This is a genomic window from Aquibium sp. ELW1220 (genome assembly GCF_030398385.1).
Classification (GTDB): domain Bacteria; phylum Pseudomonadota; class Alphaproteobacteria; order Rhizobiales; family Rhizobiaceae; genus Aquibium.
Map to the genome: position 1 here is coordinate 1 of NZ_JAOAOQ010000016.1, position 26,539 is coordinate 26,539.

Here is a 26,539-nt window from a genome sequence, read left to right on the forward strand (position 1 = left end):
GGTGTGGCTCGCGCGATGTTGTCGGCAGGATTGGCCTAAGCAACGAATCCTACGCCAAATCAACCGCTTATGCTACATCCGCCAGCCTTGCGAACACGCCGTCATGAATAAGACGGGCTAAGGCGATCGGCCTTCAACAGACGAAACATTCCAGTAATAGTAGTCTTCCAATGTTCATTGCTAGCAGGGTAGTAAATATTTCCGAATATAGTAAGTGGTTGAGGATCCTTAGCCGCACCATCTGAGACCACAGAAGTAAGTGTAAAAAGGTCTGCGCCAACAGGCAAAGCGCGATCACCCGACAACTCATCCTCGTGAGCCGAACGCTCTGTTGTGTCCTCCAGGCGAACCGTTGAATATTCGGTCGCACCTTCACCGCCAATCCTCTTTTTCTTATAGAGGGGGCGGTATTTTACGCTCTTTACATTTCGCGAATACCAGACGATATAATCGCTAGTGGCATCCAGTAACGAAGCGCTTGTAGTGCCTGTTTTCCGAAAGGCAATTTGGCTTACAAAGTTCTTCTCTCCGAACACCTCATCCATCAGCGCCCGCACGCGATGGACATTCTCATCGCCGATCTGGACGAAGCAGCTGCCGCTCTCAGTCAGCAGCTCTCGCGCCACGACTAGCCTGTCGCGCAGATAGGACAGGTAGGAGTGGATGCCGTCGCGCCAGGTGTCGCGAAAGGCTTTCACCTGCTCGGGCTCGCGCGTCAAATGGTCGAGCTTGCCGTCCTTCACGTCGCGAGACGTGGTGCTCCACTGGAAGTTCGAATTGAAGCGGATGCCGTAGGGCGGGTCGATGTAGATCGCCTGCACCTGGCCCTTCAGCCCCTCGCGTTCGGCCAGCGACGACATGACCTGTAGCGCGTCGCCCAGGATCATCCGGTTCGACCATTTGCGCGTGTGGCGGTAGAACTCGACCTCGGCCTCGCGATCCTCCTCGGTCAGGCCGAAATGACCAAAAAGGTCGTCGGCCTTCTCGCGGCCGTTCCTCAGATCATCGATCAGCGCCTTGGGATGCACCTGCTCCTGCAGGTAGATCGGCGGCGCGTCCACCGTCAGTTCCGCCTGGTCTGGATCCTTGCCGCGCCAGACCAGCTGCGGATCGAGATCGCGATTGCGCCGCTCGAAGGCCGTCCGGATCGGCTTCCTGTCGTCGTCAGCCAGCACCGGCTCCAGCTCGGCCGCCGGAATGTTCGCCCGCTTGTTGCCATGGGTGATGATGTCGACGGGGGTTTTGTTATCGTTCGACATCGGACGTGTCTCCTCTAAGCACAGGGACGAGCACCGCCTGGTATTCCCGCACAGTCGAATTGATCCAGTCCATGATGGCCGGCCAGTCGGCTTCGTGCTCGTGACCTTTTGAGAAAGTTCGTGGCAAGAAGTGGTCGTCGCGGCCTGACGGACCTAGCCGCGTCGAGAGCCTGGCTTCGACCAGATCTTGGTGCGGCAACAGGAGTTCGGATACAGGTCCCGACGGCTCGTTCCAGCCGGAGCGAACATAGACACCGCTCTTCGATTTGCCGAACCAGATAGAGAGCTGGACCATCGGCGCGTCGCGCAGGGTGATGTAGTTGTTGGCATAGCGCCAGTCCTTCACGCCCGCGAGCGCAAGCTCTGGATAGCGTTGGAGCAAACGATGCCAGAACGATTGCTTGATGTCGTAGTAGGCGTTTCCCTCTTGGGAGACTCGCTGCTTGACCTCGCGCTCCCAATCGTTCGGCTTCTCCACCACTTCAAAGATCGGCGCATAGGGGCTGTCGCCAATGCGCACTACCCGCAGGCGCACGGCGAAGAATGAAAATCCGTCCGCCGTGTGCTGGTTCAACCACCGGATCGCGGACAGGTGCGGCTCGCGGAACTCGGGCGCGATCCAGACAACTGTCTGCGCCTCAAGGCCCGCAAGATAGGTCATGATCTGGCCGAGATGTGTGTGATCTGTCCGCTCCAGCTGGTTCTCGACAAGCACGACCGTGCCGTCATCCGCGTTGCGCGCCAAAAGATCGGCTGCGAAAGTCTCGACCGCCATCTCGGTGCCGGTAAGCTCCAGCGTCATGCCGACAGCGTCCGATAGTTGATCAATGTTGGCAGCGAGCCACGGCGTGAACGACAGCGACTCATGCCGCCAAGCCTCGCGGGGAAGCAGATCCGTAAGTCGGCCGAAAGTGACTTCGGTCATGCGAGCGCCTTCTCTACCCGAAGATCGGCTATCACCCTATCGAGTTCGACACGGAAGTCGTTGACGCTGCGCAGCTCTTCGAAGGCCCAGCGCCCATAGGCGCCCAGTCGGTTGACCGCCGGCACCCACTTGTTGCGGATCGCCTCGGCCTTTAGCATGGCGTCGTGTCCGCGGAAGCCCTTTACCTCAATGACCAGGGTCAGCGGCGGCTCGCCCTCGGGAACCCTCAGCCGCACCAGGAAGTCGGGCCGGTAGCGGTGCGGCTCGCCTTCCTTCGTGTAGGGCACCTCGAAATGGAGGTTGTGGTTCTTGGCGTAGGCCTCGACGTCGGGATGGAGGTCGAGCAGCTCGGCCAGCTTGTTCTCCCAGTCCTGGTCGGTGATGATCCAGTTGACATGGCTGCGCGTCGGATCGGGCCAGTGCCGGCTCTTGGCCGAGGTGTTGAAGTTCACCTGGGCCGTCGAGCCCTCGGGCGCGAAGGGGCTAAGCACCGCGCGCACGATCGGCTGGCCGCCCGGCTGGTCGAGCAGCGCGCCCATCAGGAGATCGCAAACCTCGTCGGCCAGCTGGCGATAGCGCAGCTGGGCCGGCCGCGTGTCGCCCTTGCAGACCATCCTGTCGGAGTTCAGCCATTGCAGCACGATGCGCTTGGCGTGTGGGAACAGGTGCGTCTTCGGCGCGCCGTTCGGGTCGCGCAACTTCTCGGACACCCAGTAGACGGCGATGTCGAAGGCGATCGTGGACAAGCGTCGGTCGTCGAGGTGATCGAGCCCGAGCTGGTGCCGCTCGCCGATGATCCCTGACATCTGCACCACCGTCGCGCCGACCTTGTCCGGCGTCAGGACGTAGGGCTCCATGCGGCTGAGATCGACGTCGATCCGCTCCTTCGGGAAGTCGGTGCGGAAGCCCTCGACGCGCGGGAAGACGATTTCCAGGTGATCGCGCTCCGGGCTCATGGCGTGCACGTGAATGATCTCGCGCGGCGGCTGCGGCGGCGCCGGCCGCGCCTGGTCGGAGAAGTTCAGGCCATCGATGCCCATGATGTCGGCATACTCGGTCCGGAACATGCCGTCGGCCGGATCCACGTCGTAGGAGAGCCGCCGCAGGGCACGGCCGATCACTTGCTCGCAGATCAGCCGCGAGCCGAAGGCGCGTAAGCCCATTATGTGCGTGACATTGTTGGCGTCCCAGCCCTCGGTGAGCATCGATACCGAGACGACGCAGCGCACCTGCTCGCCGAGTCGACCCTTGCGGCCGACCGTGTTCATCACCTCGCGCAGGATTTCCGCCTCGCCGATCTCGCCCGCCGCCGGGTCGCGCTGAAGACGTTCGCGCCGGAAGGCCTCGATCTCGATCGCATGTGCGTCACGGAACGCCTTGTCGATCTCGCCGCCGCTTTCGAGCGCGGCCGAGTCGATCAGGATCGTGCGCGGCCGGTCGAGCCGCTGGTCGTGGTCGTCATAGTTGCGAAAGAGCTCGAGCTCTCCCTGCCGAACACGCTCCTGGTCGTTTTCGTCGGTGTAGGAGAAACCTGCGATGTAGTCCCGCACCATCTCGGAGTTCGTGGTGTTGTTGCACACCACGATGAACACGGGCGGGATGCCGACGCCGCTCTTCTCCCACAGCCTGAACGTCTTCTCGTAATGGCCGTAGAGGGCGTCGAGCGCCACCTTGACCGGCAATGGCAGCTTGTGAGGATCCGGCTTGCCATCGCCCTTCTTGCGCTTGTCAGGCATCGATTGGCGAATGGAGGGCCAGAGATTGCGATACATCACCTTCTGGCCGTCGGCGCGATTGTCGGCGATCGGCACGCGTGGCAGCTTCACGATCCCGCATTCAATGGCGTCCATCAGCGAGAAGTCGGTCATGACCCAGGGGAAGAGCGTGCCTTCCGGCCAGTTGGAGCCACTGAGGAAGAAGGGCGTTGCCGACAGGTCGTAGATCACGCGGACGCCCTGCTGGCGGTTCAGCATCTCCAGCCCGGACATCCATAGCCGCGCGGCTTCGTTGTTCTCCTCGGCCTCCTTGCGATCCTCGCCGGTCAGCTTCACCTGCGCGGCCATCGGGCGCTCGCGGTAGCAGTGGTGCGCCTCGTCGTTGATGACGACGACGTTCTTGGCGCCCATGAGATCGCCCATTACGCGCTTGACCATCTGCCCTTCGGTCTCGAGCGTCTGGAGCTTGTCGCCGTGACCCTCAAGCGCTTGGCGGGTCCCGCTCGCCGCGTCGAACTGCTCCTTGCGCTTGAAGGCATGGTAGTTGGTGATGACGACGTTAGCCTGGGTGAGATCAGATAACAGGTCCTGCGGCACGAGGTTGAGCTTGTGGTAGTAGCTCTGCTCGTCGTTGGGCAGCAGAACGCGCAGCCGGTCCCGGATCGTGATGCCGGGCGTAACGATCAGAAAGCCCTTGGAGAAACGGCGGCTGCTCGAGGTGCGCACGGCGTTCAACGTCTGCCAAGCGATCAGCATCGCCATGACCGTGGTCTTGCCGGCACCGGTGGCGAGCTTGAAGGCAATCCGCATCAGGTCGGGCGGTGTCTCGGACGGCTTCTCACCATCTGCCTGCAGCGCGAAATTGTTGGCGGTGGAGATCCAGTTGAGGAAGCGTCGTCCGCGCCGGCCCATCTCGGGCGCGACCTCGGCCAGCCAGATCGCGGCCTCGACCGCCTCCAGCTGACAGAAGAACGGACGGATGGTCTGGGCTGGGTCCTTCTGGATTGCGCGCCAGTGTTGCAGAAGCCGTTGCGTAATCGGCGTCACTTTCCATTGCGTCGGGTTCGGCAGGTTGCGCCAGGTCTCGATCTCCTGCCGCAGTTCGTTGATCATGGGTGAAGGATTGAAAGCCGTCGCGTCGGTTCCGAGATCCGAGTCGAAGATCATTGAGGCCTGAGAATTGGCAGCCGTCGAGGATGCGCCAGGCAACGCAGTCCAGAGAGCCGAGCGGCGACGCTGCTCGACAATGTGATCCGTCGGACGGCCTTCGAGATCAAGCTCCCAATGCCTGATCGGCGGCGCGTAGGGCGTGTTTATGATCGGCTTGTCAAAAAAGCTCATCGCGGCGCCCCCTTCGCCAGAATGCCCTGAATGGAAGCAGGGAATCACCGCGACCACAACCTTCAATACATCAAGGACGCCACATCTATTCAAGGAAACTCTCGTTTGCGACGAGAGTCGCAGCATCCAAGTCAGTCGCTGCGAGCCGGCAGACACCGGAAGATATGTTCCCCGTCCTCTACGGCGGGCTTGATGGCGACGCCCAATCCCACAGCCTCGGCGACTGCATGGCCTACGGCTACTGGCCGATGTTCATTGTTGACGCCTGCACTGTAGGCCTGGATAGTGCGGGCACTATCCGTGAGGACCTGCGAGGACTCGTGCAAGCATTCCCGTCAGAAATCACTGAGCAACTCGGCTACTATGTGTATCGGCTGATTGATCCCCGGAACGGCGAAACCTTCTATGTGGGGAAAGGACGCGGGAACCGCGTGTTTCACCATGTGAACGCGAACCTGAAGCAGTCTGAACTCGCAGACGAGGAAGATGAGCTGACGATCAAGATGAAGCGGGTCCACGAAATCCTTTCGGAGGGCCTGCAGGTCATTCACGTCATCCAACGGCACGGACTGACCGAGAAGGAGGCATTGCACGTGGAAGGCGCGTTGATCGACGCTTTTCCCGGCCTGACTAACGTCCAGTCCGGCTATGGCAACAGCGACAAGGGGGCCATGCATGCAGACGCGATCATCAGGAAATACGCAGCGCAGCGCCTCGAGCCTCACCATCGGATCGTGTTCCTTACGATCCGTCGCAACTTTCTGGCAGACCGCGGTCCCTACGAAGGCTGCCGTGGGGTATGGCGTATGAGCCGCAGCCGGGCTGAGCGGGCAGAACTCGTTATGCCCGTTACCGAAGGGGTCGTCGTCGGGGTATTCGTGCCGGAGAGGTGGATCGACGCGACTGTTGCGGATTTTCCGGCTCACATCACGGAGGACTTGCCCGGCCGGATCGGCTTTGATGGCCATCCCGCGGACAAGGCGATCCGGGACCTCTATATCGGCAAGCGGCTCCCGGCCGACCTGGAAACAGGCACGCAGAACCCGGTCCGCTACTCCTATTCCTAGCCAGGACCACGAACTCCCGCGTCACACGGTCTCCGCGCAACGTGCGTTTCGAACACGCCTAGTTCGCGGGCACCTCTCGCATGATCGACCGGATTCGCGGCCGCAGCGAGCAACAAGGACTGGCTCCCATGCCGAACACCAGCCCATCTGCATCAAAACCTCAGGGCTCTGATCTTCGCAAGCCGGCGCCTTGGCGCATCTCTGGCATCACTGACGGCAATGCACGCCTGCTAAGTTCGCGTGCTAATGAACGCTGCTAATACGATCTGAAAAACTGTTTGTTTTCAACGGTATAGGAAGATGGCTGGGGAACCTGGATTCGAACCAGGACTAACGGAGTCAGAGTCCGTGGGTCTACCGTTAACCTATTCCCCATCAGGATGACGCTGCCGCATGTGCGGCGCGGGCGTGCGGACGGTAATCCGGGCGCCGCGCCAGCGCTGATGGGGCGGTACTTAACACATTGTCGGGCGCGATCAAGCCCGCCAGTGGAAAAAGAAACACCCGGCGGGTCATCCGGACGGAGCGGCGGCCGGGCGCGACCGGCCGCCGCCGGCTCGTCCTGCCGGGTCTCTTCCGGGAGCGGGTTGGCTGCGAAGACGTCCGGCCGCGCGCGGGGTTCTCCGGCGAACCTTTTCCGCGGCATCGCGCCACCCTGCCAAGGGCGAAGCGCGCGCGGCCGGCCCGCGCCATTGCATCGCGGATGTCCTGCCTGAAGCCCGGCCCGCACACCGGCATCGCGTCGCCCTGCCCCGCGCCAGGACACCTCCCCTCCCCGCCGCGCCGTTGCGTTGCGCCGACTTCTTGCTTAAAGCCCCGGCCAGCACATCATGGGGGGGAAGGAATGTCCGAACCAGTCGTCCTGGTCGCCGGCGGCGGCATCGGCGGGCTTGCCACCGCGCTGACGCTGCACCAGATCGGCGTGCGCTGCATCGTCTTCGAGAGCGTGCAGGCGCTGAAGCCGCTCGGCGTCGGCATCAACATCCAGCCGAACGCGGTGCGCGAGCTCGAAGACCTCGGCATCGGCACGGCCGAGCTTGACCGCGTCGGACTGCCGGCCCGCGAATGGGCGCTGGTGGGGCTGAACGGCAACGACGTCTATTCCGAACCGCGCGGCCTGGAGGCCGGCTATGCCTGGCCGCAATATGCCGTGCATCGCGGCCGCCTGCAGATGCTGCTGTTCGAGAAGGTGTTGGAACGCCTCGGCGCCGACGCGGTGCGGCTCGACAGCCGCGTCACCGGCTACCGCAACGCGGCCGGCGGCGGGGTGACGGCCGTCGTGCAGCATTCGAACGGGTCGACGAGCGAGGAGACGGGCGCCCTGCTGATCGGTGCCGACGGCATCCATTCCGCCGTCCGCGCGCAGATGCATCCGGGCCAGCCGCCGATCCACTGGGGCGGCGCGGTGATGTGGCGCGGCACGAGCCTCGGCACGCCGATCCGCTCCGGCGCCTCCTTCGTCGGCCTCGGCACCCACCGGCACCGCGTCGTCTTCTACCCGATCTCGCATCCCGACCCCGAAACCGGCCTCTCGGTGATCAACTGGATCGCGGAGGTGACCTGGGACGCATCGAAGGGCTGGCAGGGCGGCGACTGGAACAAGCGCGTGGCGCTCGAAGATTTCGTCCATCATTTCGACGGCTGGACCTGGGACTGGCTCGACGTTCCCGCCATGCTGTCGGGAGCGACCGACGTCTTCGAATATCCGATGATCGACCGCGACCCCGTGCCGACCTGGCGCGACGGCGCGGTCGCGCTCATGGGCGACGCCGCCCATGCCATGTATCCGACCGGCTCGAACGGGGCGAGCCAGGCGATCGTCGATGCCCGGGTGCTCGGCGCCTGCATGGTCGAGCACGGCGTGACGGAAAAGGCGCTCGCCGCCTATGACGAAAAACTCTGCGGCCCGATCTCCTCCGTCATCCTGCGCAACCGCGGCGCCGGCCCCTTCGGCCTGCTCAACCTCGTCGACGAGCGCTGCGGCGGCGCGTTCGACAACATCGACGACGTCATTCCGGCCGAGGAACGCGCCGCCTTCATGGCCGGCTACAAGGCGGCCGCCGGCTTCGCCATCGAGAAGCTGAACGCCGCGCCGCCCACCATCGCGCCCGGCGCGCGGGTGAGGCAGACGGCGGCCGTCTGAGCGGCGCCGACGCCAGGCCCGCGCTCAGGCCGCGCCGTTCGGCCCCGCCAAGCCGCGCGGTGCTGGAAGCGGCGGCAGCCAGGAATCGTCCGGCAGGAACCCGAGCAGGCAGTCGAGACAGGACAGCTGGCCGCGCGTCTGCACCGCCCCGCGATGACGACCGCCTTCGAGCGGCTTCGTGCGGCCGTCCGGCAGGGCGATCGGCACCTCGACGGCGGTGCCGATGAGCGCCGGCGAGGCCGCCGCGAAGTTCGGCACGGCAGCGTCGGGAGCCACGAACAGCGACGTCGCATGGACCGTATCGCCACCGAGCGGATAGCCCACCCGCCCGTAGCCGTCGGGAAAGGACGGGTCGTTGCTGACGTCGGCGAACATGCGGATGCCGAGTTCGCTCCAGCGCCGGGTGAAGCGCGTCGCCTCGGCCGCCGCGTCGCTCGAGGACGCCGGCGACGATGCCGGGCCGTCCGGTCCGAACATCCCGGCCTTGGCCTTCGGGCCGAACTGGACCACATTGTTGGCGTGGATCAGCCGCCCCAGCGCACCGCTGGCGAAGACGCCCTTGCCGACCCCCATGAACCAGGAATTGTTGACGACATGGATCGGCCCCTCGTTGCGCTGCGCGCCGCCGAGCTTGAACAGCGTCGGGTTCATGCGCGGTTCGAAGCGCTTGGCGTCGGCCGGCGACAGGTCGGTCGACGGACGCGAGGTGAAGGCGCCGGTGTTCTCGTAGACGTAGAACCAGCCGGCGCGATCGAGCTCGAAGGAGAACGGGCGGAAGCAGTCCCGCAGCCGGTTGCGGCGGATCACCCAGTTCCACGCATGGCTTTCGGGTTCGAAGACGTTGTCGCGGATGCGGACGAAGTCGTTGTCCTCGATCAGGACGTTGGCCGAGGCCTGCCTGCCGCCATTGAAGGTGAGCCCGTCGGGCGCCACGCCGGGCGCCAGCGTGTCGTGGCTGTTGAAGACATGGATGGCGTTGAAGGCGTCGCTGACGCGGTTCCTGCGGATGATCAAATTGCCCGACACGTTCCAAGCGCGGAAGAAGTCGCCGTCAAAGCAGCGCCAGTCGGAGGCGAGATCGACGGCGGCGTTCTTCTCGTTGTCGCTCGCGCCGTGGATGCGCGCCCAGGGAATGCGGTGCCACATGTCGTGGCCTTCGCTGGTGTCCTGCTGCCAGTCGCAGTGCTGGACGATGACGTCGTGCGTGTCGATGCCGTTGGCGCCGATCGCGATCGTGCCGCCGCGGAAGCGGACGTCGTGGATGACGACGTGCTGGCAATTGTCGAGATAGATCGCCGTCGGCCAGCAGCCGTCGAAGTCCAGGCCGTGAATGGCGACGTAGCGGCAGTTGCGGAGCGTCAGCATGGCGAAGTCGCCGACCTGCCCGACGCTCGGATAACAGCCGGCCCGCTGGCGCCGGTCGGCCAGGGAATTCGCCCACAGCCGGACCGCGTCCATCTCAAGGCCGCTGGTGAAGATCGACGGACCGCGCCGCTTGCCGCCGCCCGGCCCGATGATGACGGGCTGTCGCTGCGTTCCGGCGGCGCCCTCAATGACCAGCGGCACGTCGTAGGTGCCGGACCGGAAGCCGATCGTGTCGCCCGCCACGATCCGGGACGGGATGACGCCATAGCCGCCCGGAGCAACCACGATCGAAGCCATGCGGATGATCCTCCCGACCGCCGGACACGCCCATCTTCGTCTTCGGGATGGAAGTATCGCGCGACTGGTGGGAAAGATAAATCTTCCGGACGAAAATAATCCCGCAGGACTCGTGCGAGGAACGCGCGGCTGGCCCGGTTCCTGCTGCCCGATCGCGGAGGGCCGCGTCGCATGCCGGGCCCCGCGGATCGCCTGGAACGCACCGGCCAGTGAACCGGTCGCGGCCCCGTCCGGTGTGCGAGCATGGGCCTTCTGCAGGCCGCGCCGACGATGCGTCGCCCTCGCAGGCCGGTCGAGCGCGATAGGACGCCGCCGGTGCCCGCGCCCGGCTGGTCAAAAAGCGGGCTGTTGCTTGCGCGTTAATCAAGCCTATGTCGAAAGCGACCCGCGGTCAGAAGTGATTGCGCCATTCGCCGTGGCTGCAAGCTCTTGAAGCTTGATTCTAAAGCGAGAATTTGACTAAGCTCTGACCGATAGCCGGGGCGTGCGATGATGAACTCCAATGCCGCGATCTTGGAACTTGGCAGCAGCGCGCTACACCGCACGAAGCTGTTCCTGGTCGACGATCATCCGATCGTCGAAGCGGGGCTCAGCCTTCTCCTCCGGGGCCATCCCGACCTTCACCTGGCCGGCAGCTGCCCCAATCCGGACAGCCTCGCCGGCGACAGCCTCGACCGGATCGCCGACGTCTTCATCCTCGATCTCGTCTATCGGGGCACGGTCAACGTCGATGCCATCCGCGGCATCCGGAAACTCGCACCCGACAGCATCATCGTGGTCTATTCCTCGCTCCCGAACAGGCAGTACCGCGCGGTCGTCGCCGCCGCGGGAGCCGACGAGTTCGTCAGCAAGGATTCGAGCCTGGCCACCCTCGTCTCGACGATCCGCGAGATCGTGGTCCGGCGCCGGAACCGCGACACACAAGCCGCATCGCCGGCAAAAGACGCGGCGGCAAACGCCGGCATGGACGCGATCGTGATCGGCGACGTCCACCTGACGCGCCGCGAACGGCTGGTTGCCGGCATGATCGGCAAGGGCGTTTCGATCACCGAGATCGGCCGGACGATCGGCATCAGCAAGAAGACGGTTGCCGTCCACCGCGACAACATCAGGCGCAAGCTGAACTGCCGCGACAGCAACGAACTGATCGCGCGCCTGTCGGCGCTGTCCCTCGACGGCTGACACCGGCGCGGCGCGGGGACGGCGGCCGGCATCGGTGCGGGGCCAGCACAGTGCTCGCCGGACCGCGCCCCTTCACCTTCGTCATCCCGGGCGAAGCCGGAGCGAAGCGGAGGCGCAGACCCGGGATCCATGCCTCGGTCGATATCGAGAAGCGGGGCGACGACGAAGGCGGCGGTGTTCGGGGGCTCCGGCGCCGGAAATGCGGGGACAGTTCACTTAACTCGGATCGAGGACGACTGAAGACGGCGTCGATTGCTGCCGAATTAAGTATACTGTCCCCGAGTTTCCCTGCCACCGACGCCGAGGCATGGATCCCGGACACGTCGTCCTTCGCTGCGCTCGGACGCCGTTCCGGGATGACGAAGGTGGGGGGGGGGCGACCTCCAGCCCTTGAGGCCTCGGCCATCGTCTCGATGTGGCCACCCCGCGCACCGTCATTCCGGGGCCGCGCGGCGGAACCCGGAGTGGCGACCGAGGCGGAAAGGCGCAACGTTTCGCGCCTGACCCTGCGATGGCAGCCCTCTGGATCCCGGGTTCCGCTGCGCGGCCATCCTGCATTGCGGAGACGGCGAGGCCGGTCTCCGAAGCGCTGCCTATGCGTCGACCTGCTCGATCATCTGGCGGGCCATTTCCCTGATCGGGTCCGCCGCCACCGCGGCGAGGTTTTCGAGGATGTCCCGCGCCTCCGCCTCCTCGCCCATGCCGCGCAGCGCGACGGCCAGGAAGAAGTAGATCGCGTCGCTCGGCGCGGCGGCGTTCAGGATGGCGGCTGCGGCGCGCGCGTCGCCCTTCGCCATCTTCACGAGCGCCTGCCCCAGCGGACCGATCTCCGCACCCGGCCGCGCCAGTGCCAGCGCCGCAAAAACGGTTTCCGAGGCTTCCAGCGCGCCGCGCGAGAGACCCAGCATTCCGATCGACGCGAGAAGACGCGTCTCGTCGCTCGACAGCAGTTCCGCCACCAGTCTGATCCAGCCTCGTTGCGCCGCCGAAGCGGCAGGATGCGATGGAACGGAGCCTAGCGCCCCGGCCGGTCGCGATGGTGTCAAAGGATACATCCTTCACGCCGCGCCAGAGGGCACAAGGAGGGGCGCCGCGCGGCCAGGCGGCGGGAGGCTTCGGATCGTGCTCACCAAATTCCTGCGTGTGGTGTCGCAACGCAACGACGTCATCCTCGCCTTCCTTCTGATCTGCATCGTTTTCATGATGATCCTGCCGCTGCCCACCTTCCTGGTGGACATCCTGATCGGCATCAATCTCACCATCTCCGCGATCCTCCTGATGGTGGCGATCTATCTCTCGGACGTGGTGGCCTTCTCCGCCTTCCCGGCGATCCTGCTGCTGACCACGCTGTTCCGGCTCGCGCTGTCGATCACCACCACGCGCCTGATCCTGCTCGACGCCGATGCCGGCCAGATCGTCGAGACCTTCGGCAAGTTCGTGGTTTCCGGCAATCTCGTCGTCGGCGCGGTCATCTTCCTCATCCTGACGATCGTGAACTTCATGGTCATCACGAAGGGTGCGGAGCGCGTCGCGGAAGTCTCGGCGCGGTTCTCTCTGGACGCGATGCCCGGCAAGCAGATGTCGATCGATTCCGACATGCGCGCGGGCCAGATCGACATGAACGAGGCCAAGGGCCGCCGCGGCAAGCTGGAAAAGGAATCGCAACTGTACGGCGCCATGGACGGCGCCATGAAATTCGTGAAGGGCGACGCCATCGCCGGCCTGATCATCATCGCGGTCAACATCATCGGCGGCATCCTGATCGGCACCACCCAGCGCGGCATGGATATCGGCGAGGCGCTGAACCTCTACGCCATCCTGACCATCGGCGACGGGCTGGTGTCGCAGATCCCGGCGCTGTTCATCTCCATCACCGCGGGCTTCATCGTCACCCGCGTCGCGTCCGAGAAGAACGAGAACCTCGGCTCCGACATCGCCGGCCAGCTCATCAACGAGCCCAAGGCGCTGCTGATTGCGGGCGGCATCTGCGTCGGCTTCGCGATGATCCCCGGCTTTCCGACCGTCACCTTCCTGCTGCTCGCCGCGCTTGTGGGCGGCGGCGGCTACATGATCATCCGCCGCCGCAAGACCGATACCCGCGAGCGCGAGGGAACCCGCATGCCGGCCCTGTCGGCGGCGGCAGGTCCGGTCGGACAGGCTCCGCGCTTCCCCGACGAGGAGGAGGACACGCGCCCGGTCGAGCCGGTGACCTTCGCGCTGACGGTGCCGCTGATGGTCGACATCGCCGCCTCGGTCCGTTCCGCGATCAAGCCCGAGCGGCTCGACCGCGAGGTCGCCCGGGTCCGGCGCGCGCTCTACTTCGATCTCGGCGTCCCCTTCCCCGGCATCCACCTGCGGCTCAACGAGAACCTCGCCGCCGGCCACTACCGCATCATGGTCAACGAGATCCCCGTCGCCGCCGGTGCGGCGCGGGCGGAGCACTTTATCGTGCGCGAGAGCGAGGCGAACCTGAAGATGTTCGACATTCCCTACGAGCGCGGCGACGACTTCCTCCCCAACACGCCGAGCCTGTGGGTCCACACCCGCCACCTCGGCCTCGTCGATCAGTCGGGCATCCAGCGGATGACGCTGCCCAGCATGCTGACCTACCACCTGGCCCATGTCCTCAAGGACCATGCGGGGCAGTTCCTCGGCGTGCAGGAGGCGATGTTCCTCATGAACCAGATGGAGAAGAACTTCGCCGAACTCGTCCGCGAGGCGACGCGCGCGCTTCCCATCATCACCATCACCGACGTGCTCAAGCGCCTCGTCGGCGAAGGCATCTCGATCCGCGACATGCGCACCATTCTCGAGGCGCTGGTGGAATGGGGCCAGCGCGAGAAGGATCCGATCCTCCTGTCCGAGCATGTTCGCGGCGCGCTCTCGCGCTACATCACCTACAAATATTCGGGCGGCCAGAACGTCATCCCCGCCTATCTGCTCGGCAAGGAAGTGGAGGACGAGGTCCGCGGCGCCGTGCGCCAGACCTCGGCCGCGTCCTACCTCGCGCTGTCGCCGGACTTCCATCGCCGCCTGATGGAGGCGCTCAAGGCCTCCATCGGCGACCTCAACGGCCATGCGCTGACGCCCGTGCTGCTGGCGCCGATGGATATCCGCCGCTTCATGCGCAAGATCGTCGAGCGGGACTTCCCCGAACTCGCGATCCTGTCCTTCCAGGAACTGGCGCCCGACGTCAGCATCCAGCCGCTCGACCGCATCCGGATCACCTGACCGCTGGAGCGCGACGTGACGTCAGCGGGCGCGACGACCGAACCGACCACCCGCGAGGCCGCGCGCCTCCTCGGCTTCCGCGCAGCGCTCTTTGCCCTCATCGCCGCGATCGCGCAGGTGCTCGCCCTGCTTCTCGTCGCACCGGACTTCGCCGGAACGCCGCGCCTCGCGATAGGCGTGCTCATCGCCGCCGCGCCGCTGCTGGCGGCTTGCCTGTCGTTTGCCCCGGTCCTGCGGCCGCTCGCTTCCGCCGGCATTTTTTTCTCTTCGGTCGCCACCGCCGCGGTCGTGCTTTCCTTCGTGCCAGGCGACGATCCCGGCGGCATGACGCCGCAGATACTCTCCGCCTCCCTCGCCGGCCTCGCCTTCTGGCCGGTCATCGCGCTCTGCCTGTCCGCCGGACGTGCGCTCGACGATCTCGCGCTCCGCTCGGCCGTCATGGCATCGCTGCGACGTCCGGCGCGCACGGCTGCCGCGCCCCTGGACGGGAGCCTCGTCCGGTCGGCGGGCGCCCTGGCGCTCTACGCCCTCGCTGCGACGATCGCGCTCCTGTCGCTGCTCTTCTTCGCGGCGACAATCCTGCGGCGACCGGCCTCGCTCGAATGGCTGATCTCGACGCCGGTCCACGTCGCCATCCTCATGCTGTTCTGCGCGATCTGCATCCTCCTTGCCCAATCCTGGCTCGATCACCTGCGATCCGGCTCGCCCGGCGCCGGGGATGCAACCGGCGACGCGGCAGCGCTTCGCGCGGCGGCGCAGCGCCGGCTGCTTCGGACGCTGATCGGTCTCCTGCCGGTGCTCGGATTCCTCGGCACCGTGCTCGGCATCATGCAGGCCCTGGCCAGTCTTCCGGTCGCATTGACCGATCAGCCGGCGGCACAGGATGCCGGTCTCGCCGAAAGCCTTCGCGGCATTGCGACCGCCTTCGAGACGACGCTCCTCGGGCTGGTGGGATCGGTGGCCGCGACACTGGTGCTCGCCTCGATCGAACGCGCGGAGGACATGCTTCAGGCGGATGCGTCGTCCAGCGCCCCGGAGGCCGGGCCATGAGCCCGCGGCCGCCGGATCGCCGCTGGACGGAAGACGGCCTGGACGGCGCCGGCGCCATGGCGGACCTCATTCTCGGCACGACCGGAATCCTTCTCGTCGTCCTCCTGACGCTCGGCCCTGCCGCGTTGTCGCGGCAGGGTCCCGCAGACGCTCCGAACATCCTCGCGCCGCCCGCAGGCAGCGTGGAGAAAGGTTACGCGGGACCCGTCCTGATCGCCCGCGCCGAAGGGCTCCTCGTCGCATCGCGAGGGATCCTGATCCCGGTCTCCGAAATCGCCACCAGTCCTCACTTGGCCGCGCTCGGACCCGCAACACCGCTGCTGATCATCGAGCCCGATGGCCTCGAGGCCGCCTTCCATGCCAGCGCGCGGCTGGCGGCTGGCGGGATGGCCGCAGTCGATCGCGTCCGCATCGACCGGACCTGCGCCGGCATGCGCCGGGTCGAACGACAGGGACCGGCTCTCGTGCTGGTCTGCCAGGGTCGGTGAGCGCCCCGCCGAAGAAGGCGCCCGGGCGGCCCCGTGGCGCGATCGTGGCGCACGGGCCGGCCGGGGTGCCGTTCTTCACCATCATGCTCGACGTGTCTGCCAACCTGCTTTGCGTGGTGGTGCTGCTGCTGACGATCTCGGCTGCGGCGCAATCGCGTCGGGCGCAGACGGCCGAAGTCGGCTTCCCGATCCGTGCCGGCGAGGCCCTGGCCCCGGCCGGGCTGGTCGAGGCCTTCAGGCTCCGGACGGTGCGCAGCGAGGGCGTCGCCACGATCGATCTGCGGCGCGACCATGTCGACGTGAAACCGGCGGGAGCCTCGCCGCTGAACACATTCCGGCTGCCGCTCGACGCCGCGGATTTCGCCTCCTCCCTGCGCGGGTCGCTCGCGCCGGCGCCCGGCAAGGTCCTCGTCTTCGTGTTTTCGCAGGAGGGCCACGCGGCACTGCGACGGTCGCTCGACGAATTCGCGACCTCCGTGACCGAAACCGACGTGCCGGTCGCGCTGCGTGCCGCGGATCCGGAAGGCGGCTGGTCCGGAGCGTTTCGCGCGCTCTTCGGCCGCGAGATCGCTCCCGCGACTTTTCCCGAGCGGCTGGCGCGCATCATCTCCGGAGGCCTTGGCGCAGACGGGCAGGCAACCGGCCCGGCGTCGCGCAGCGATGCGGCGGCCGGGACTCAAGGACTGCTCTGGACCGCGCTCCAGGCCGCCTGGCGTCTGACGCTGCTCATGCTGTGCGTCTGCGCGGTGATCCTCGTCGGGCGCTTGCGACCGCTCGCCCGATAGCCGGCCGCACCGGGTCAGGCAGCCTTGCGCTCGCCGATCTTCGCCGCTGTCGCCTCGGGCGCCGGGAAGACGAATTCGAAGCGGGCTCCGCGCGGAACGAGGTTCTGCGCCGTCAACCGTCCACCGAGCCAGTCCGTGTATCGACGGGCCAGACGCAGTCCCAGCCCCGACCGCTCCTGCGAAGCCCCCGGGACCGGGCTGTCGCTGGTCATGAACTGGGCGAGGCGTTCGGCAGGGATTCCGGGGCCTTCGTCAGAGACATCGATGACGATGCGTGCATCCTCCCGTCGGGCACCGATCCGGATCGTCCCCGCCGGGGGCGAATGGCGGATCGCGTTGTCGATCACGGTGTCGAGGATGTGCTCGATTTCGGTCGGATAGGACGCGCGCAGGCCTTCGGCAATGTTCATGTCCAGCGCCAGCGTGTTGTGCAGCAGGGGCAGCCGGTGGGCGACGAGGACACGCCGCACGATCGCCGCCAGGTCGTCGGTCTGGGTGCCGGACGGCGAGCGTTGATCGCCGTCCGTCGAGATCAGGCCGCTGATGCGGACCATCAGCGCCTTGCAGGTCTCACGGATCACCGCGAGCGTGGCGGTGAGCGTGCTCATGTCGAGTTCGCCGCGGGAAGCCGAAGTCTCCAGCGCCTCGATGGTGTTGCTCACTCCCGCAAGCGGGCTCCTGAGATCATGCGCGACGAGCACCATCAGGGTTTCGCGCTGGTCGAGCAGTTGCTCGACGGTTCTCGTGCGGGCCAGCACGCGCTGCTCCAGTTCGGCTTTGATCCGCTCCGCTTCGGCCACCGCCGCCGAGACGCAGAGCGTCACGATGGCGAGCACCGCGAGGTAGATCTGGAGATAGACCAGCGAACGCCAGGGCAGTTCGGACGGAAACACCACGAAACCGTTCAGCGTCCCGATCGACGCCCCGGCCGTCACCAGGGCGATCGCCGCCAGCGCTCCGCCGGCGCCGAAGCGGAATGCCGCCCAGACGAGGAGCGGCGCGATCATGTAGGGCGTCGGCCACTCCGATATCCGCTCGGTGAGATAGAGGCCGCACAAGGCCTGGATGGCGAGGCAAAGGGCCAGGAACAGCGCGACGGCCTCCAGCGGGCGGCCCGCAACCGGCGTACGGACGCGGTTCGACAGGGCCAGAACGGTCAGCCCGGTGAAGATGAGGATGCCGGCCGCGTTCGCGACATACCAGGTGAGGCCCACTTCGAAGAAGCCGTCGCTCCGCGTGTCGACGAGGAAGGAGCTTGCCGTCACCCCGCAGATGACGCTGATCAGGGGCGGAAACACCGGCGCGAGCAGCAGGAAACGGATGACGCCCTTGGTGTGGAAGAGGAACGACTGGCCAAAGGCATGGCGTTCGATGAAGAAGGCCGTCAGCAGCGCTTCGCCCGTATTGGCCACGGCGATCAGGATCGCCAGCAGAGCCGCGACGTCCAGGGGCAGCCCGACCCCGATGTTGATGGCGAGGTTCACCGCGAAGGATCCGACGGTGACGCTTGGCCAGTAGGCCCGCCCCTTCGCCAGGATCAGGCCGGTTGCGAAGCCCGACGGCACCCAGACCGCGGCCGCGTTCCACTGCACCGAAGCGGTCGACAGCGACAACGCGCCGAGCAGCACGTAGACGAGGGCGTAGCCGAGAAGCCTGATCTTGTCCGCACCCTCGTTCAAGACCGGAGACCTCCCGCGGACCCGTACTTCGCCACGATTGCGGAGCCGATGCACGACCGGCAGCCTTGGCCCCCCGCAGGAATGGATCGGATGGTCTGCATCACACCAGTCTGTTCCCGTTAACCATCGATACTGCCTCCAGTCCCTCGCCCGCGCTATCCCCGGAAAGCGGAAGAACGCAATTTTTGCGGGTTCCTCCAGACCGACCGGGCAAGAAAAGGGAAAAACCGCCTCGGCAGAAAGCTGCTTTCCCGGTCTCAACCACACGCAGCGATCTTCCGCCGTGATGTCCGGCACAGCGGTCGCGCAGGCCCGTGCTATCGTGCCGCTGGTTCCCGTCGGCCAGGCATTCGCGCTGGCGCGAGATGCAGAAGAACCGGTGGGAGGCTTGTCTGACGGTGCGAACATCGGGTGACGAACGGGGCTCAACGTCCGGGCGGCGCCCATCCTCCCTTCACGACCGGATAACGCAGTGCTCCGGCGGCTGCGCCGCCGTCGCCGTGTCGCACGCGCATCGGGAGCCGCCGCACGACGGGCAGCGGCCCGATTCCCGCAGCACCCGGCAGTCAGGCTTCCGCGGATGGAGCGGCATGTGAAGTCGGGCCAGAGCATGGAGCGGGCGGGCGCCCCGAGCCGGGCCGGTCACTCCGGACCGTCGGGCGCGCCTTCCATGCGACTGCCATGGTGAATTCGATAAACAACGGGAGCGGCCCGCAGATCCAGCCGCGCACCAGCGGCTCGGAAAAGGGATCGGCCGCAGACGCGATAAGGACGGCGACGTCGCTCACGCAACTGCGCTTCACCGCCGGCGACATGCGCGAGGTTCCGGTCCAGGACGGCGCGACCGGCGGCAGAACCGCCGATTTCATGCGCCTGCTTTCACTCGGCTCCGACGCGCTGTCACCCGGAGAGACGCAACAGGAAAAAGCGTCGGTCGGCGCGCGCCTGCGGCTCGAGGCGCTCGACCGGACCGTCCTGTCCAGGGATGAGATGGCGATTCTCGACGAGATCGTGTCGTCGATCGTCGGAAGAAGCGATCGATGATGTCGCTGCTCGATATCCGGCGGGCGATCCTCGAATCGCAGCCTGCCGCCATCAACAGGCTCGCGCGAATCCTCCTGGCGGCTTTCCTGCGCGAAGCCGGACCCGACGGAGACTGGCAGTCCGTGGCGCGACGCCACCTCCACCGGATGGCCGCAGGCGCACTGCTGGAAGAACGCGCCCTCGGCGAGCAACACGCCATGGCGTTCGTGGGCACCACGCTGGCGCCGGTCGCCGGTCTTGCGCCGATCTATCGCGGCGCCGGCGAGACGGATCTGGCCGAACTGGCGAATCTGCTCGCCGGGATCGGAACGGAACGACTGGCCGCCGAAGCGCGCTGGAAAGCGGTCGGAAATGCACGGGAAGCCGTCCTGACCGCCTTGTCCCGGTCGCGGGAGAGCGGCTCCGCCTCCGCGCCTTCCTCCGTCGCCGGTCGCGAGACGAAAGCCGCCCTTCGTCGCCTCTTCTCCGTCGCCGCGCCTGCGTTGCGGCTCGAGCTGGCGCTCGACGCCTCGCAGTGGATCGCGGCGCAAGCTCCGAAGCTGCCGCTGTCGACCCTCGCGCGCACGCCCTACGAGGAGATGCTCGTCCGCGAGATCGACCTCCTCGAGGAACTCGTCTCCGCCTATCTGGGAGAGCGCTGGTTCCGGGATTCGCGCTACTGGACCCTGTTCGCAGCCATTCCCCAGGAGGCTCTCGGCTTTCTCGGACGCGCATTCGGCGAGGGCGGCGACGACGGGCTGCTGCGTTCCGTCGGATCCGCGATCGTCGTTCCGGCGCTCGACCGGCTCGACCAGCTCGACTTCGACGGCCGGGACGCGGACGGGTTTGCGACGGTCGTCGAGCTCGGGCGCCGGCTCGCGGACTGGCTTGAAAAACTGATCGCCCCCGAACCGTCTCTGCCGTTGCAGGATCCGCGCCGACCCGCCCTGGAACGGCTTCGCGCCCGCCACGGTCTCGCGATGGACGTCCTCCTCGTCGATCTGCGAAGGAGGTGCGTCGATGCCACCCGCCCGGCCTGAGCGCACCGGCTGTCCGGCCGCTCGTCCATCGGGCGTCGACCGGCGCGCCTTCGTGGCAATGCTCCTCTCCTTCGCCGCAGCCGGATGCGCGAGTGATGGCGCCGACGGCGAACTGCTGGAGGTCGATTATCCACGGCCGGTCTTCGAGGAGGCACATTTCGTGCCCGGCGTGCCGTCCGGCGTCCTGCGCCGGAAGCACCGGCGGCAGATCGTCGCCTACCCGACCGCCGAGCAGCAGGGAACCGTGGTGGTGGATACGGGCACGCGCTTCCTCTACCTCGTCCACCCCGGCGGCCGCGCGATCCGCTATGGGATCGGCATCGGCCGCGACGGCTTCCTGTGGAAGGGGCGGGCCATCGTCGGCGCAAAGCGCGAGTGGCCGACCTGGACGCCTCCGCCGGAGATGATCGCACGCGATCCGCGTCTGGGAGCCCTCGGTGGCGCAGCCGGCGGGATGGCGGGAGGCACCGACAATCCGCTCGGAGCCCGCGCCCTCTATCTCCACCGCGACGGGCGCGACACGCTCTACCGTATCCACGGCACGACCGACGCGGGATCGATCGGTTCGGACGTCACGTCCGGCTGCGTGCGGATGCTGAACATCGACGTCATCGATCTCTACCGCCGCGTCCCCCAGGGCGCCACGGTCGTCGTTCTCTGAGGTTCGGCCACAGGCCCGGCCCGGTCAGATCTGGAAGCGATGCCGCCGCGAAAGGCTTTTCTTGATCTGGTCGGCCATGTCCTCGGCCCATTCCGGCAGGCGGGTGCCCTTGCGCAGGAGATCCTCGACGGACTTCTCGACCTCGCGCAAGGCGGACGTCAGCGCGACGAGCCAGGCCATGAGTTTCACGGCCTCCTTCTTCTCCACACGGGCGAACAGGTCCTGCAGCGCCTTCAGCAGGCGTGCATTGGCACCGATCGACGTCAGGTAGGCGATCATCTCTTCCGGCGTCAGCTTGAACTCTTCGGCGCCCGCTGCTGCGAGTTGCGCTCCCGCCCGACGGGCATCCGCCGCATGGGCCGGGTTCTCGAGCGCGCGCGGAAAGGGCCAGCCCGGAATCATCGCGGCATTGAGGATCACCGCGGCCAGCATGTCGCGCGAGACCGCCTGATCCGGGCGGTTGCCGAGCGCCGCGATGGCGGCGAGGAACGCTTCTGCCGCGACCGCAGGCATGCTGCCCGCCGCCGCCGCCGGCCCGGCGATCGACGACGTGCGGATGGTATCGATGCCCTCGGCGGCGCCGGGGACCGTGACGGCGGCAAGGAAGGCTGCGGCTTCCGCAGGCGAGAGCAGGGACGGTGCCGGTGCCCGCGCCGCGGCCGGCACGCCGGCCGCCTGCGGCAGACCCGGATCGGCGACCGGGAGACCGTGCAGTGCTGCTGCATCCGCCACGGCGCTGGCGGCAGGCCCTGCCTGGGCGCCCTCCCCGGCAAGCAGCGCCGGAAGGATCGGGACGCCGGCCGGCGTTGCCGCCTGTCCCTGCTGACTGGCGACCAAGGCCGCCGCGGCGCCCGCCGGAAGCGGCGCGCCGGTGGGGGCCGCCCGCCTCGGATCGGCCGGTGCGGGACCGTCGTCCCTGCTTGTGCCACCCTCCGCCGCATCGCCCTGTTGGCCGCCCGCGGCGGCGGCGATCGCCGCCGTCTGGCCGGGTATTCGGGGCGGCTGTCGCAGCGGCGGTTGTCCGGCCTCCTCCATGGTCTGCAGATCGGCGGTCCCGGCCGCTGCGGCGCTGGTCTGCGGCGGTTCGGTCCTTTCGCCGGAGGGACCGAGCGGCCGCGGAAGTCCGGCGAGCGTCAGGGAAGCGGCGGGGGTCATCCGCAGGCGCTGGACCGTGTCCGCCGCCGCGGCGGTCGCAGGCCGCTCGTCCGCTGCCGCGCGCATGGCGGGCTCGAGTTGGTCCGGCACCACGTCGCTCGCGAGCCTGCCAGGCAGCGTCCCTGCCGCAGGAGAGGAGGAAACCGGAAGCGCCTGCTGCGGCTGAAAGGCCTCCCCGCTGCGCGCACGCGCGGATGCTGCGCCCTCCGCCTGTCGCGGATCCGCCGGGCGGTCGGAGAAGCCCGCCCGGGACGCCTCCGGCAAAGCAGCGCCACCGTGCGGAGCGGCTGTCGGCGGCGCTTCGCCCAGGATGTCCTTGCTGAGCTGGGCGATCAGCGCGCCCTGCATCAGCCTGACATAGACGGCGCTGAAATCCCCTCCCACGGTCAGGCGCCTCGCCTGACCTCGAGCGCGCGCTTGAAGCGCGCCGTCTCGTCCTGGATGGGCGGCGTCAGCTGTTCGATCCCCGCCTCGACGCGCGGGAGAAGCGCCGCAGCAGCCTGAAACTCGCCGCGCCGCATATGCGCCTCGAGCAGGTGGAACAGGGGAACCGCCCAGTCCTCCCGCAGGCTGCTGGCCGTCGAGAACGCCACCATGGCGCCGTTGAAGTCCTCGCGGACCCTGGCGCAGATGCCAAGGCCCATCCAGTGGTCGGCGCGCTTGCCGTCGAGGGTGCAAAGCGTCCGGAACAGCGCCTCGGAGCGGTCGACATGGCCGGCATCGAACAGCGCGAAGGCGCGGGCATAGAGATTTTCGATCAGCTGCGGCGAGAGGCCGAGCGCGTCGGCGGGCGGCGTTCCGGCGTCCAGCGCCTGCGCCAGCCCACCGAAGGCCCGCCCGCCCAACGTGTCGAACAGCGCCTGCAGGACGCCGATGTCCTCGGGGCCGAGGCCGAAGAGTCGCTGCAGCACGCCCCCCTCGGCCGGTCGGTCGGCATCGCTCGCCGCTTCGGTCGCCACCGCCGGACGCCTAGCCGCGGTCGGAGAGCGCGAGAATCCGCTCGGCGCGCTGTCGGATGCCGGCATCGTCCGGCACGCGGGAGAGCCGGATCGCATCGGCGAGGTCTTCGCGCGCCTCCTCCGCGAGGCCGAGGCCGAGACAGGCCCGTCCCGAGATGAAATAGCCGCGCGGGTCCGTCGGCAGCGCGGCAATCACCGCCGCCGCCGCCTGGAGCGCCAGGTCGAAATGGCCGAGCGCGATGGAGGCGTCCGCCAGGCCGATCTGGAAACCGACGTCGTCGGGCGCCATCACCACGAGCAGGCAGTAGATGCGCTGCGCGCCGGCGAAATCGCCAGCCATCAGCTTCAGGTGGCCGACATGCGCCAGAGCACGAAGTTCGCTCGTCTGCAGGCCGTAGCTGTCGCGCAAGGCCTTGCCGAGCCTCTCCAGGTCCCCCGCCTCCCCTATCGCCGCGTCCATGTCTTGCATTCCTTTCCTTGTTTCCGCCACCGCTTCAGGGACGGAAGATGAATTCGTCGGCCGCCGGGGCCGGTTGGCCGCGAAGGCCCGCCATCGCTCCCGGAACCCCCGAGGCGTCGAGATGCGCGCCCTGCCAGTCCGCCTGCTCGATCAGATCCTCGATGGCGGTCTTCAGCGCAGCACCGACCTGGTTGCGCGGCATCGAGAGCGTCACGCGCGCCTGAAGGTGCAGCCGCATTGCATCGGCCTCGCCAGGCACGGGCTCCATTCCGGCGCTGGCGCCGTTCGACGCAGCGAGGCCCAGCGCCGTCTGCAGCACGGAAGCGATCTGGCGCTCGCGCAGGGCGGCATCGGCTCCGAACCGCGGACCATCGGTCGTCTCGATCAGCACCGAGCGCTCGTTCGGCGAGAGGCTCAGCCTGAGCGCGACCTCTCCCGTCCGCGCATCGACCGAGATCTCGTGCCGTCCGCCGGCGATCTCGTCGCGCAGCGGCGCCGGCAGGTCGAGAAGCACGTAGAGCGCGTCGAGCGCCTGCGCGAAGCTCGTCTCCATCGCTTTTCCTCCGGCCCGCGCCCGTCAGCCGCGCGTGATCGAGGACATGCGCTCGATCTCGGCGTTGCGGATCTCCTTCATGAACTGGATCACCGACTGGATGACCTGGGTGAGATCCTCCGAGAACTTCTTCTCGATGTCCTGCTGGTTCAGCGAGTCCTGCGAGCCGGCCTGCATTTCCTGGCTGTCGGCCTGGAGATTGCTGGCGTCGGCCTGCTGCATCGCCCCCGCCTGCTGGCCGCCGCTGCCGGCGATCGAGCTGCCCGCGCCGGTGAAGGCGTTGATGGCCTGCTGCTGGGCGGTGTGGATCGTGCTCGCCTTGTTCATCACGGCGTCCGATCCGAACTTCATGTTCGAGAACTTCACCTGCATGCCGAGCGACAAGCTACCGCCGAGGATCTGCATGGCGCCGCTGATGATGCCGCCGACGAGGGAGGAAATCGCCGCGTCTTCCTGCTTGTCGGCCGCGTCGCGGCTCAGCTGCGCGCCTTCCAGCATCTGCGTCTTCGCCATCTCGCGCGCATTGGCGCGCTGCTCCACCGCATTCTGGCGCTGCGAGTTCATGAGCTCGATCAGCGCGGCGAACAGCGCGGTTCGGTCGCTGGCTCCGGCGATGAATTCCTTCAGCTTGGCGGTCAGCGCTTCCGGAGTCACGCCGGGCGGCAGCTTGAAGGTTTCGGGCCCGGTCATGGACTTGCCGTTCGACTTGCCGCTGGTTCCGCCGATGATCTCCTTCAGCATGTCCGGGGTGAAGGTGATCCCCGTCATCCCGCCGGAGGTCGTCTTCGGAGGCTGCTTGGTCTCGCCGGTCTGGCCTGGAATGACGGTCGTCGGCTGGCCGACATTGGTGGTGTTGATCGTGTTCATCGTTCGGTCCTGTCGGTTTGCCGCCTTCGTCCTCAGCCGGAGAAGCGCATGCGCATGAGGCTGTCGGTGCGGTCGGTGATGCCCTGGATCGCGGAATCCAGGATCTGGTTCGAGATCTGGTTGGCAGTCATGAGCATCTCGAGCGCCTGGTCGATCAGGCTCTCCAGCGTCTTCTGGATGGCGTCCATCTCCTGGCCCTCGGCCTCCAGGCGCTTGGCTTCGGCCTGCGCCTTCTGGCTGTCTGCGACGAGCGTGGTCGTGATGATGCCGGTCGTGCCGGCGCCGATCTGCGCCGTGGCGTTGCCGACCGTGGAGATCGTCTTGACCGTATTGACCGTCGAGGAAGTGATTTGCGCCGTCCCCTGCAGGGCCGAAGTCATCGAACTGGCCTTGGCACCCAGATCGAGGGCGACCCGGGCGAGCGTGTTGCCGATGGCCGATGCAGTCTGGCTGCCCGTGTTGATGGAGGTCGTCAGTGCTGCGCTGGCGATCTTGGCGATGGCCTTCGCCACGGCACTGACCAGCGCCGGTCCGAGCGACACCACGACAGTCGCCACGGACAGCGCTATCGTAAGACCGGTCAGCACCTTGCCGAAAGTCTCGTCGGCCTTGGCGATTTCCTCATCGGTCTTGCCGAGGGACTTGGCCACGAGGCCGGCGATGCCCAGTCCGCCGCTCGCGTCCTTGGCGATGGAATCGGCAAACTGGATCGTCATCATGACGGCGGCTGCAATGAGCGCCGCGGCCAGGGCGACGCCAGCGCCCGTTACCGCCGAAACCGCGGCGAATGCCGCCGCGATGTAGGTGAACAGCAGCGCGATGGCCTGGAAGATCTTGGCGAAGATGGCCCCGATGCCGGACTTGCGATCGTTGGCGACGGCTTCCTCGATCTTCTCCTTGCGCTCCTCCAGCTTCGACTGCTGCTCCTGCTGCGACGTGCGGATCTTCTCCTGGTTGGCCTTGACGCTTTCGAGGCTCGTGTCCTCCCGCGTATCGCTGAGGGCCGCCGACACCTGGGCAAGGACCAGTTCGACGTCGCCTGAGCGCTTCGGGGCGAAGCCGGACGAGGCGAAGATCGAGGCGAAGCCCTGCTTCATCGTCTTTGCGACGGTCTGCATGACGTCGGGCGTGAGACCGTTGACGCCGTTCACGCCCATTCCGGTCAGGATCGTCTCGACGTCCTTCATCAGGGAAGTCGTGAAGGAATCGGGCGTGATCGTCGGCGGGACGTTGGTCCCCTTTGGTATCGTCAGGTCGGCCATAGCCTCGTCCTCTCCGTTCCCGTGCAGGGTTC

22 protein-coding genes and 1 tRNA gene are annotated in these 26,539 nt (G+C 66.9%); 10 read left to right on the forward strand and 13 right to left on the reverse strand.

All coding sequences use genetic code 11. The features are described from left to right. Nucleotides 1-101: 101 nt before the first annotated feature. The 3 genes from N1F91_RS15490 to N1F91_RS15500 are packed head-to-tail and all read right to left on the reverse strand — an operon-like array spanning nucleotide 102 to nucleotide 5,240. Nucleotides 102-1,259 carry a DNA methyltransferase gene (locus N1F91_RS15490; RefSeq protein WP_289993668.1) on the reverse strand — a complete coding sequence of 386 codons (1,158 nt, stop codon included), beginning with the start codon at nucleotides 1,257-1,259 and terminating at the stop codon, nucleotides 102-104. Next, nucleotides 1,246-2,184, reverse strand: a complete 939-nt coding sequence (locus N1F91_RS15495) for a hypothetical protein (protein WP_289993669.1) — start codon at nucleotides 2,182-2,184, stop codon at nucleotides 1,246-1,248. Before N1F91_RS15495 ends, N1F91_RS15490 begins: the two co-directional genes overlap by 14 nt. Continuing rightward, nucleotides 2,181-5,240 carry a BPTD_3080 family restriction endonuclease gene (locus N1F91_RS15500; protein ID WP_354670547.1) on the reverse strand — a complete coding sequence of 1,020 codons (3,060 nt, stop codon included), beginning with the start codon at nucleotides 5,238-5,240 and terminating at the stop codon, nucleotides 2,181-2,183. Before N1F91_RS15500 ends, N1F91_RS15495 begins: the two co-directional genes overlap by 4 nt. Nucleotides 5,241-5,404: 164 nt before the next feature. Between N1F91_RS15500 and N1F91_RS15505 the strand changes: the two genes are divergently transcribed. Next, nucleotides 5,405-6,307, forward strand: a complete 903-nt coding sequence (locus tag N1F91_RS15505; protein WP_289993671.1) for a hypothetical protein — start codon at nucleotides 5,405-5,407, stop codon at nucleotides 6,305-6,307. Nucleotides 6,308-6,608: 301 nt separating this feature from the next. On the opposite strand, the gene N1F91_RS15510 is transcribed toward N1F91_RS15505, so the two are convergent. Next, a tRNA-Gln gene (locus N1F91_RS15510) sits at nucleotides 6,609-6,682 on the reverse strand. Nucleotides 6,683-7,151: 469 nt separating this feature from the next. Between N1F91_RS15510 and N1F91_RS15515 the strand changes: the two genes are divergently transcribed. Further along, nucleotides 7,152-8,450 (forward strand): flavin-dependent oxidoreductase, encoded by a 1,299-nt coding sequence (locus tag N1F91_RS15515; RefSeq protein ID WP_289993672.1) that lies wholly within the window; start codon nucleotides 7,152-7,154, stop codon nucleotides 8,448-8,450. 24 nt (nucleotides 8,451-8,474) lie between these two features. On the opposite strand, the gene N1F91_RS15520 is transcribed toward N1F91_RS15515, so the two are convergent. Then, nucleotides 8,475-10,112 carry a hypothetical protein gene (locus N1F91_RS15520; protein WP_289993673.1) on the reverse strand — a complete coding sequence of 546 codons (1,638 nt, stop codon included), beginning with the start codon at nucleotides 10,110-10,112 and terminating at the stop codon, nucleotides 8,475-8,477. 489 nt (nucleotides 10,113-10,601) lie between these two features. Here N1F91_RS15520 and N1F91_RS15525 point away from each other — a divergent pair, with 489 nt between their 5' ends. Further along, a complete protein-coding gene (locus N1F91_RS15525) occupies nucleotides 10,602-11,294 on the forward strand; it encodes a response regulator transcription factor (RefSeq protein ID WP_289993674.1) in 693 nt (230 codons plus the stop codon). Between the two features lie 593 nt (nucleotides 11,295-11,887). On the opposite strand, the gene N1F91_RS15530 is transcribed toward N1F91_RS15525, so the two are convergent. Beyond that, nucleotides 11,888-12,253 carry a hypothetical protein gene (locus N1F91_RS15530; RefSeq protein ID WP_289993676.1) on the reverse strand — a complete coding sequence of 122 codons (366 nt, stop codon included), beginning with the start codon at nucleotides 12,251-12,253 and terminating at the stop codon, nucleotides 11,888-11,890. Between the two features lie 163 nt (nucleotides 12,254-12,416). Here N1F91_RS15530 and sctV point away from each other — a divergent pair, with 163 nt between their 5' ends. Genes sctV through N1F91_RS15550 form a run of 4 tightly spaced genes read left to right on the forward strand, consistent with a single transcriptional unit; the run spans nucleotide 12,417 to nucleotide 16,848 of the window. Continuing rightward, nucleotides 12,417-14,525 carry a type III secretion system export apparatus subunit SctV gene (gene sctV, locus N1F91_RS15535; RefSeq protein WP_289993677.1) on the forward strand — a complete coding sequence of 703 codons (2,109 nt, stop codon included), beginning with the start codon at nucleotides 12,417-12,419 and terminating at the stop codon, nucleotides 14,523-14,525. 15 nt (nucleotides 14,526-14,540) lie between these two features. Next, nucleotides 14,541-15,575 carry a MotA/TolQ/ExbB proton channel family protein gene (locus tag N1F91_RS15540; RefSeq protein WP_289993678.1) on the forward strand — a complete coding sequence of 345 codons (1,035 nt, stop codon included), beginning with the start codon at nucleotides 14,541-14,543 and terminating at the stop codon, nucleotides 15,573-15,575. Further along, a complete protein-coding gene (locus N1F91_RS15545; protein WP_289993679.1) occupies nucleotides 15,572-16,063 on the forward strand; it encodes a hypothetical protein in 492 nt (163 codons plus the stop codon). The genes N1F91_RS15540 and N1F91_RS15545 overlap by 4 nt, the downstream gene beginning before the upstream one ends. After that, nucleotides 16,060-16,848: a hypothetical protein gene (locus N1F91_RS15550; protein ID WP_289993680.1), complete on the forward strand. Its 789-nt coding sequence runs from the start codon at nucleotides 16,060-16,062 to the stop codon at nucleotides 16,846-16,848. The genes N1F91_RS15545 and N1F91_RS15550 overlap by 4 nt, the downstream gene beginning before the upstream one ends. 14 nt (nucleotides 16,849-16,862) lie before the next feature. Here the strand turns inward: N1F91_RS15550 and N1F91_RS15555 are convergent, their stop codons facing one another. Further along, a complete protein-coding gene (locus N1F91_RS15555; protein ID WP_289993681.1) occupies nucleotides 16,863-18,527 on the reverse strand; it encodes an MASE1 domain-containing protein in 1,665 nt (554 codons plus the stop codon). A gap of 681 nt (nucleotides 18,528-19,208) precedes the next feature. Here N1F91_RS15555 and N1F91_RS15560 point away from each other — a divergent pair. The 3 genes from N1F91_RS15560 to N1F91_RS15570 are packed head-to-tail and all read left to right on the forward strand — an operon-like array spanning nucleotide 19,209 to nucleotide 21,251. Then, entirely contained in the window at nucleotides 19,209-19,571 is a 363-nt protein-coding gene (locus N1F91_RS15560; protein WP_289993682.1) for a hypothetical protein, read from the forward strand. Then, nucleotides 19,568-20,590, forward strand: coding sequence for a hypothetical protein (locus tag N1F91_RS15565; protein WP_289993683.1), 1,023 nt, complete (start codon nucleotides 19,568-19,570; stop codon nucleotides 20,588-20,590). Before N1F91_RS15560 ends, N1F91_RS15565 begins: the two co-directional genes overlap by 4 nt. Beyond that, the gene (locus N1F91_RS15570; RefSeq protein WP_289993684.1) at nucleotides 20,571-21,251 is read left to right on the forward strand and encodes a L,D-transpeptidase; all 681 of its coding nucleotides are present in this window, start codon (nucleotides 20,571-20,573) and stop codon (nucleotides 21,249-21,251) included. The genes N1F91_RS15565 and N1F91_RS15570 overlap by 20 nt, the downstream gene beginning before the upstream one ends. Before the next feature lie 24 nt (nucleotides 21,252-21,275). On the opposite strand, the gene N1F91_RS15575 is transcribed toward N1F91_RS15570, so the two are convergent. Genes N1F91_RS15575 through sctE form a run of 6 tightly spaced genes read right to left on the reverse strand, consistent with a single transcriptional unit; the run spans nucleotide 21,276 to nucleotide 26,507 of the window. Further along, nucleotides 21,276-22,790, reverse strand: a complete 1,515-nt coding sequence (locus N1F91_RS15575; RefSeq protein WP_289993685.1) for a hypothetical protein — start codon at nucleotides 22,788-22,790, stop codon at nucleotides 21,276-21,278. A gap of 2 nt (nucleotides 22,791-22,792) precedes the next feature. Then, nucleotides 22,793-23,365 carry a hypothetical protein gene (locus N1F91_RS15580; RefSeq protein WP_289993686.1) on the reverse strand — a complete coding sequence of 191 codons (573 nt, stop codon included), beginning with the start codon at nucleotides 23,363-23,365 and terminating at the stop codon, nucleotides 22,793-22,795. Between the two features lie 10 nt (nucleotides 23,366-23,375). Then, the gene (locus N1F91_RS15585; protein ID WP_289993687.1) at nucleotides 23,376-23,825 is read right to left on the reverse strand and encodes a tetratricopeptide repeat protein; all 450 of its coding nucleotides are present in this window, start codon (nucleotides 23,823-23,825) and stop codon (nucleotides 23,376-23,378) included. Nucleotides 23,826-23,859: 34 nt separating this feature from the next. Next, on the reverse strand, nucleotides 23,860-24,378 hold the full coding sequence (locus tag N1F91_RS15590; RefSeq protein WP_289993688.1) for a hypothetical protein: 519 nt from the start codon (nucleotides 24,376-24,378) through the stop codon (nucleotides 23,860-23,862). Between the two features lie 24 nt (nucleotides 24,379-24,402). Beyond that, a complete protein-coding gene (locus N1F91_RS15595; RefSeq protein ID WP_289993689.1) occupies nucleotides 24,403-25,245 on the reverse strand; it encodes a hypothetical protein in 843 nt (280 codons plus the stop codon). Nucleotides 25,246-25,277: 32 nt separating this feature from the next. Then, nucleotides 25,278-26,507: a type III secretion system translocon subunit SctE gene (gene sctE, locus N1F91_RS15600; RefSeq protein WP_289993690.1), complete on the reverse strand. Its 1,230-nt coding sequence runs from the start codon at nucleotides 26,505-26,507 to the stop codon at nucleotides 25,278-25,280. Between the last annotated feature and the right edge of the window lie 32 nt (nucleotides 26,508-26,539).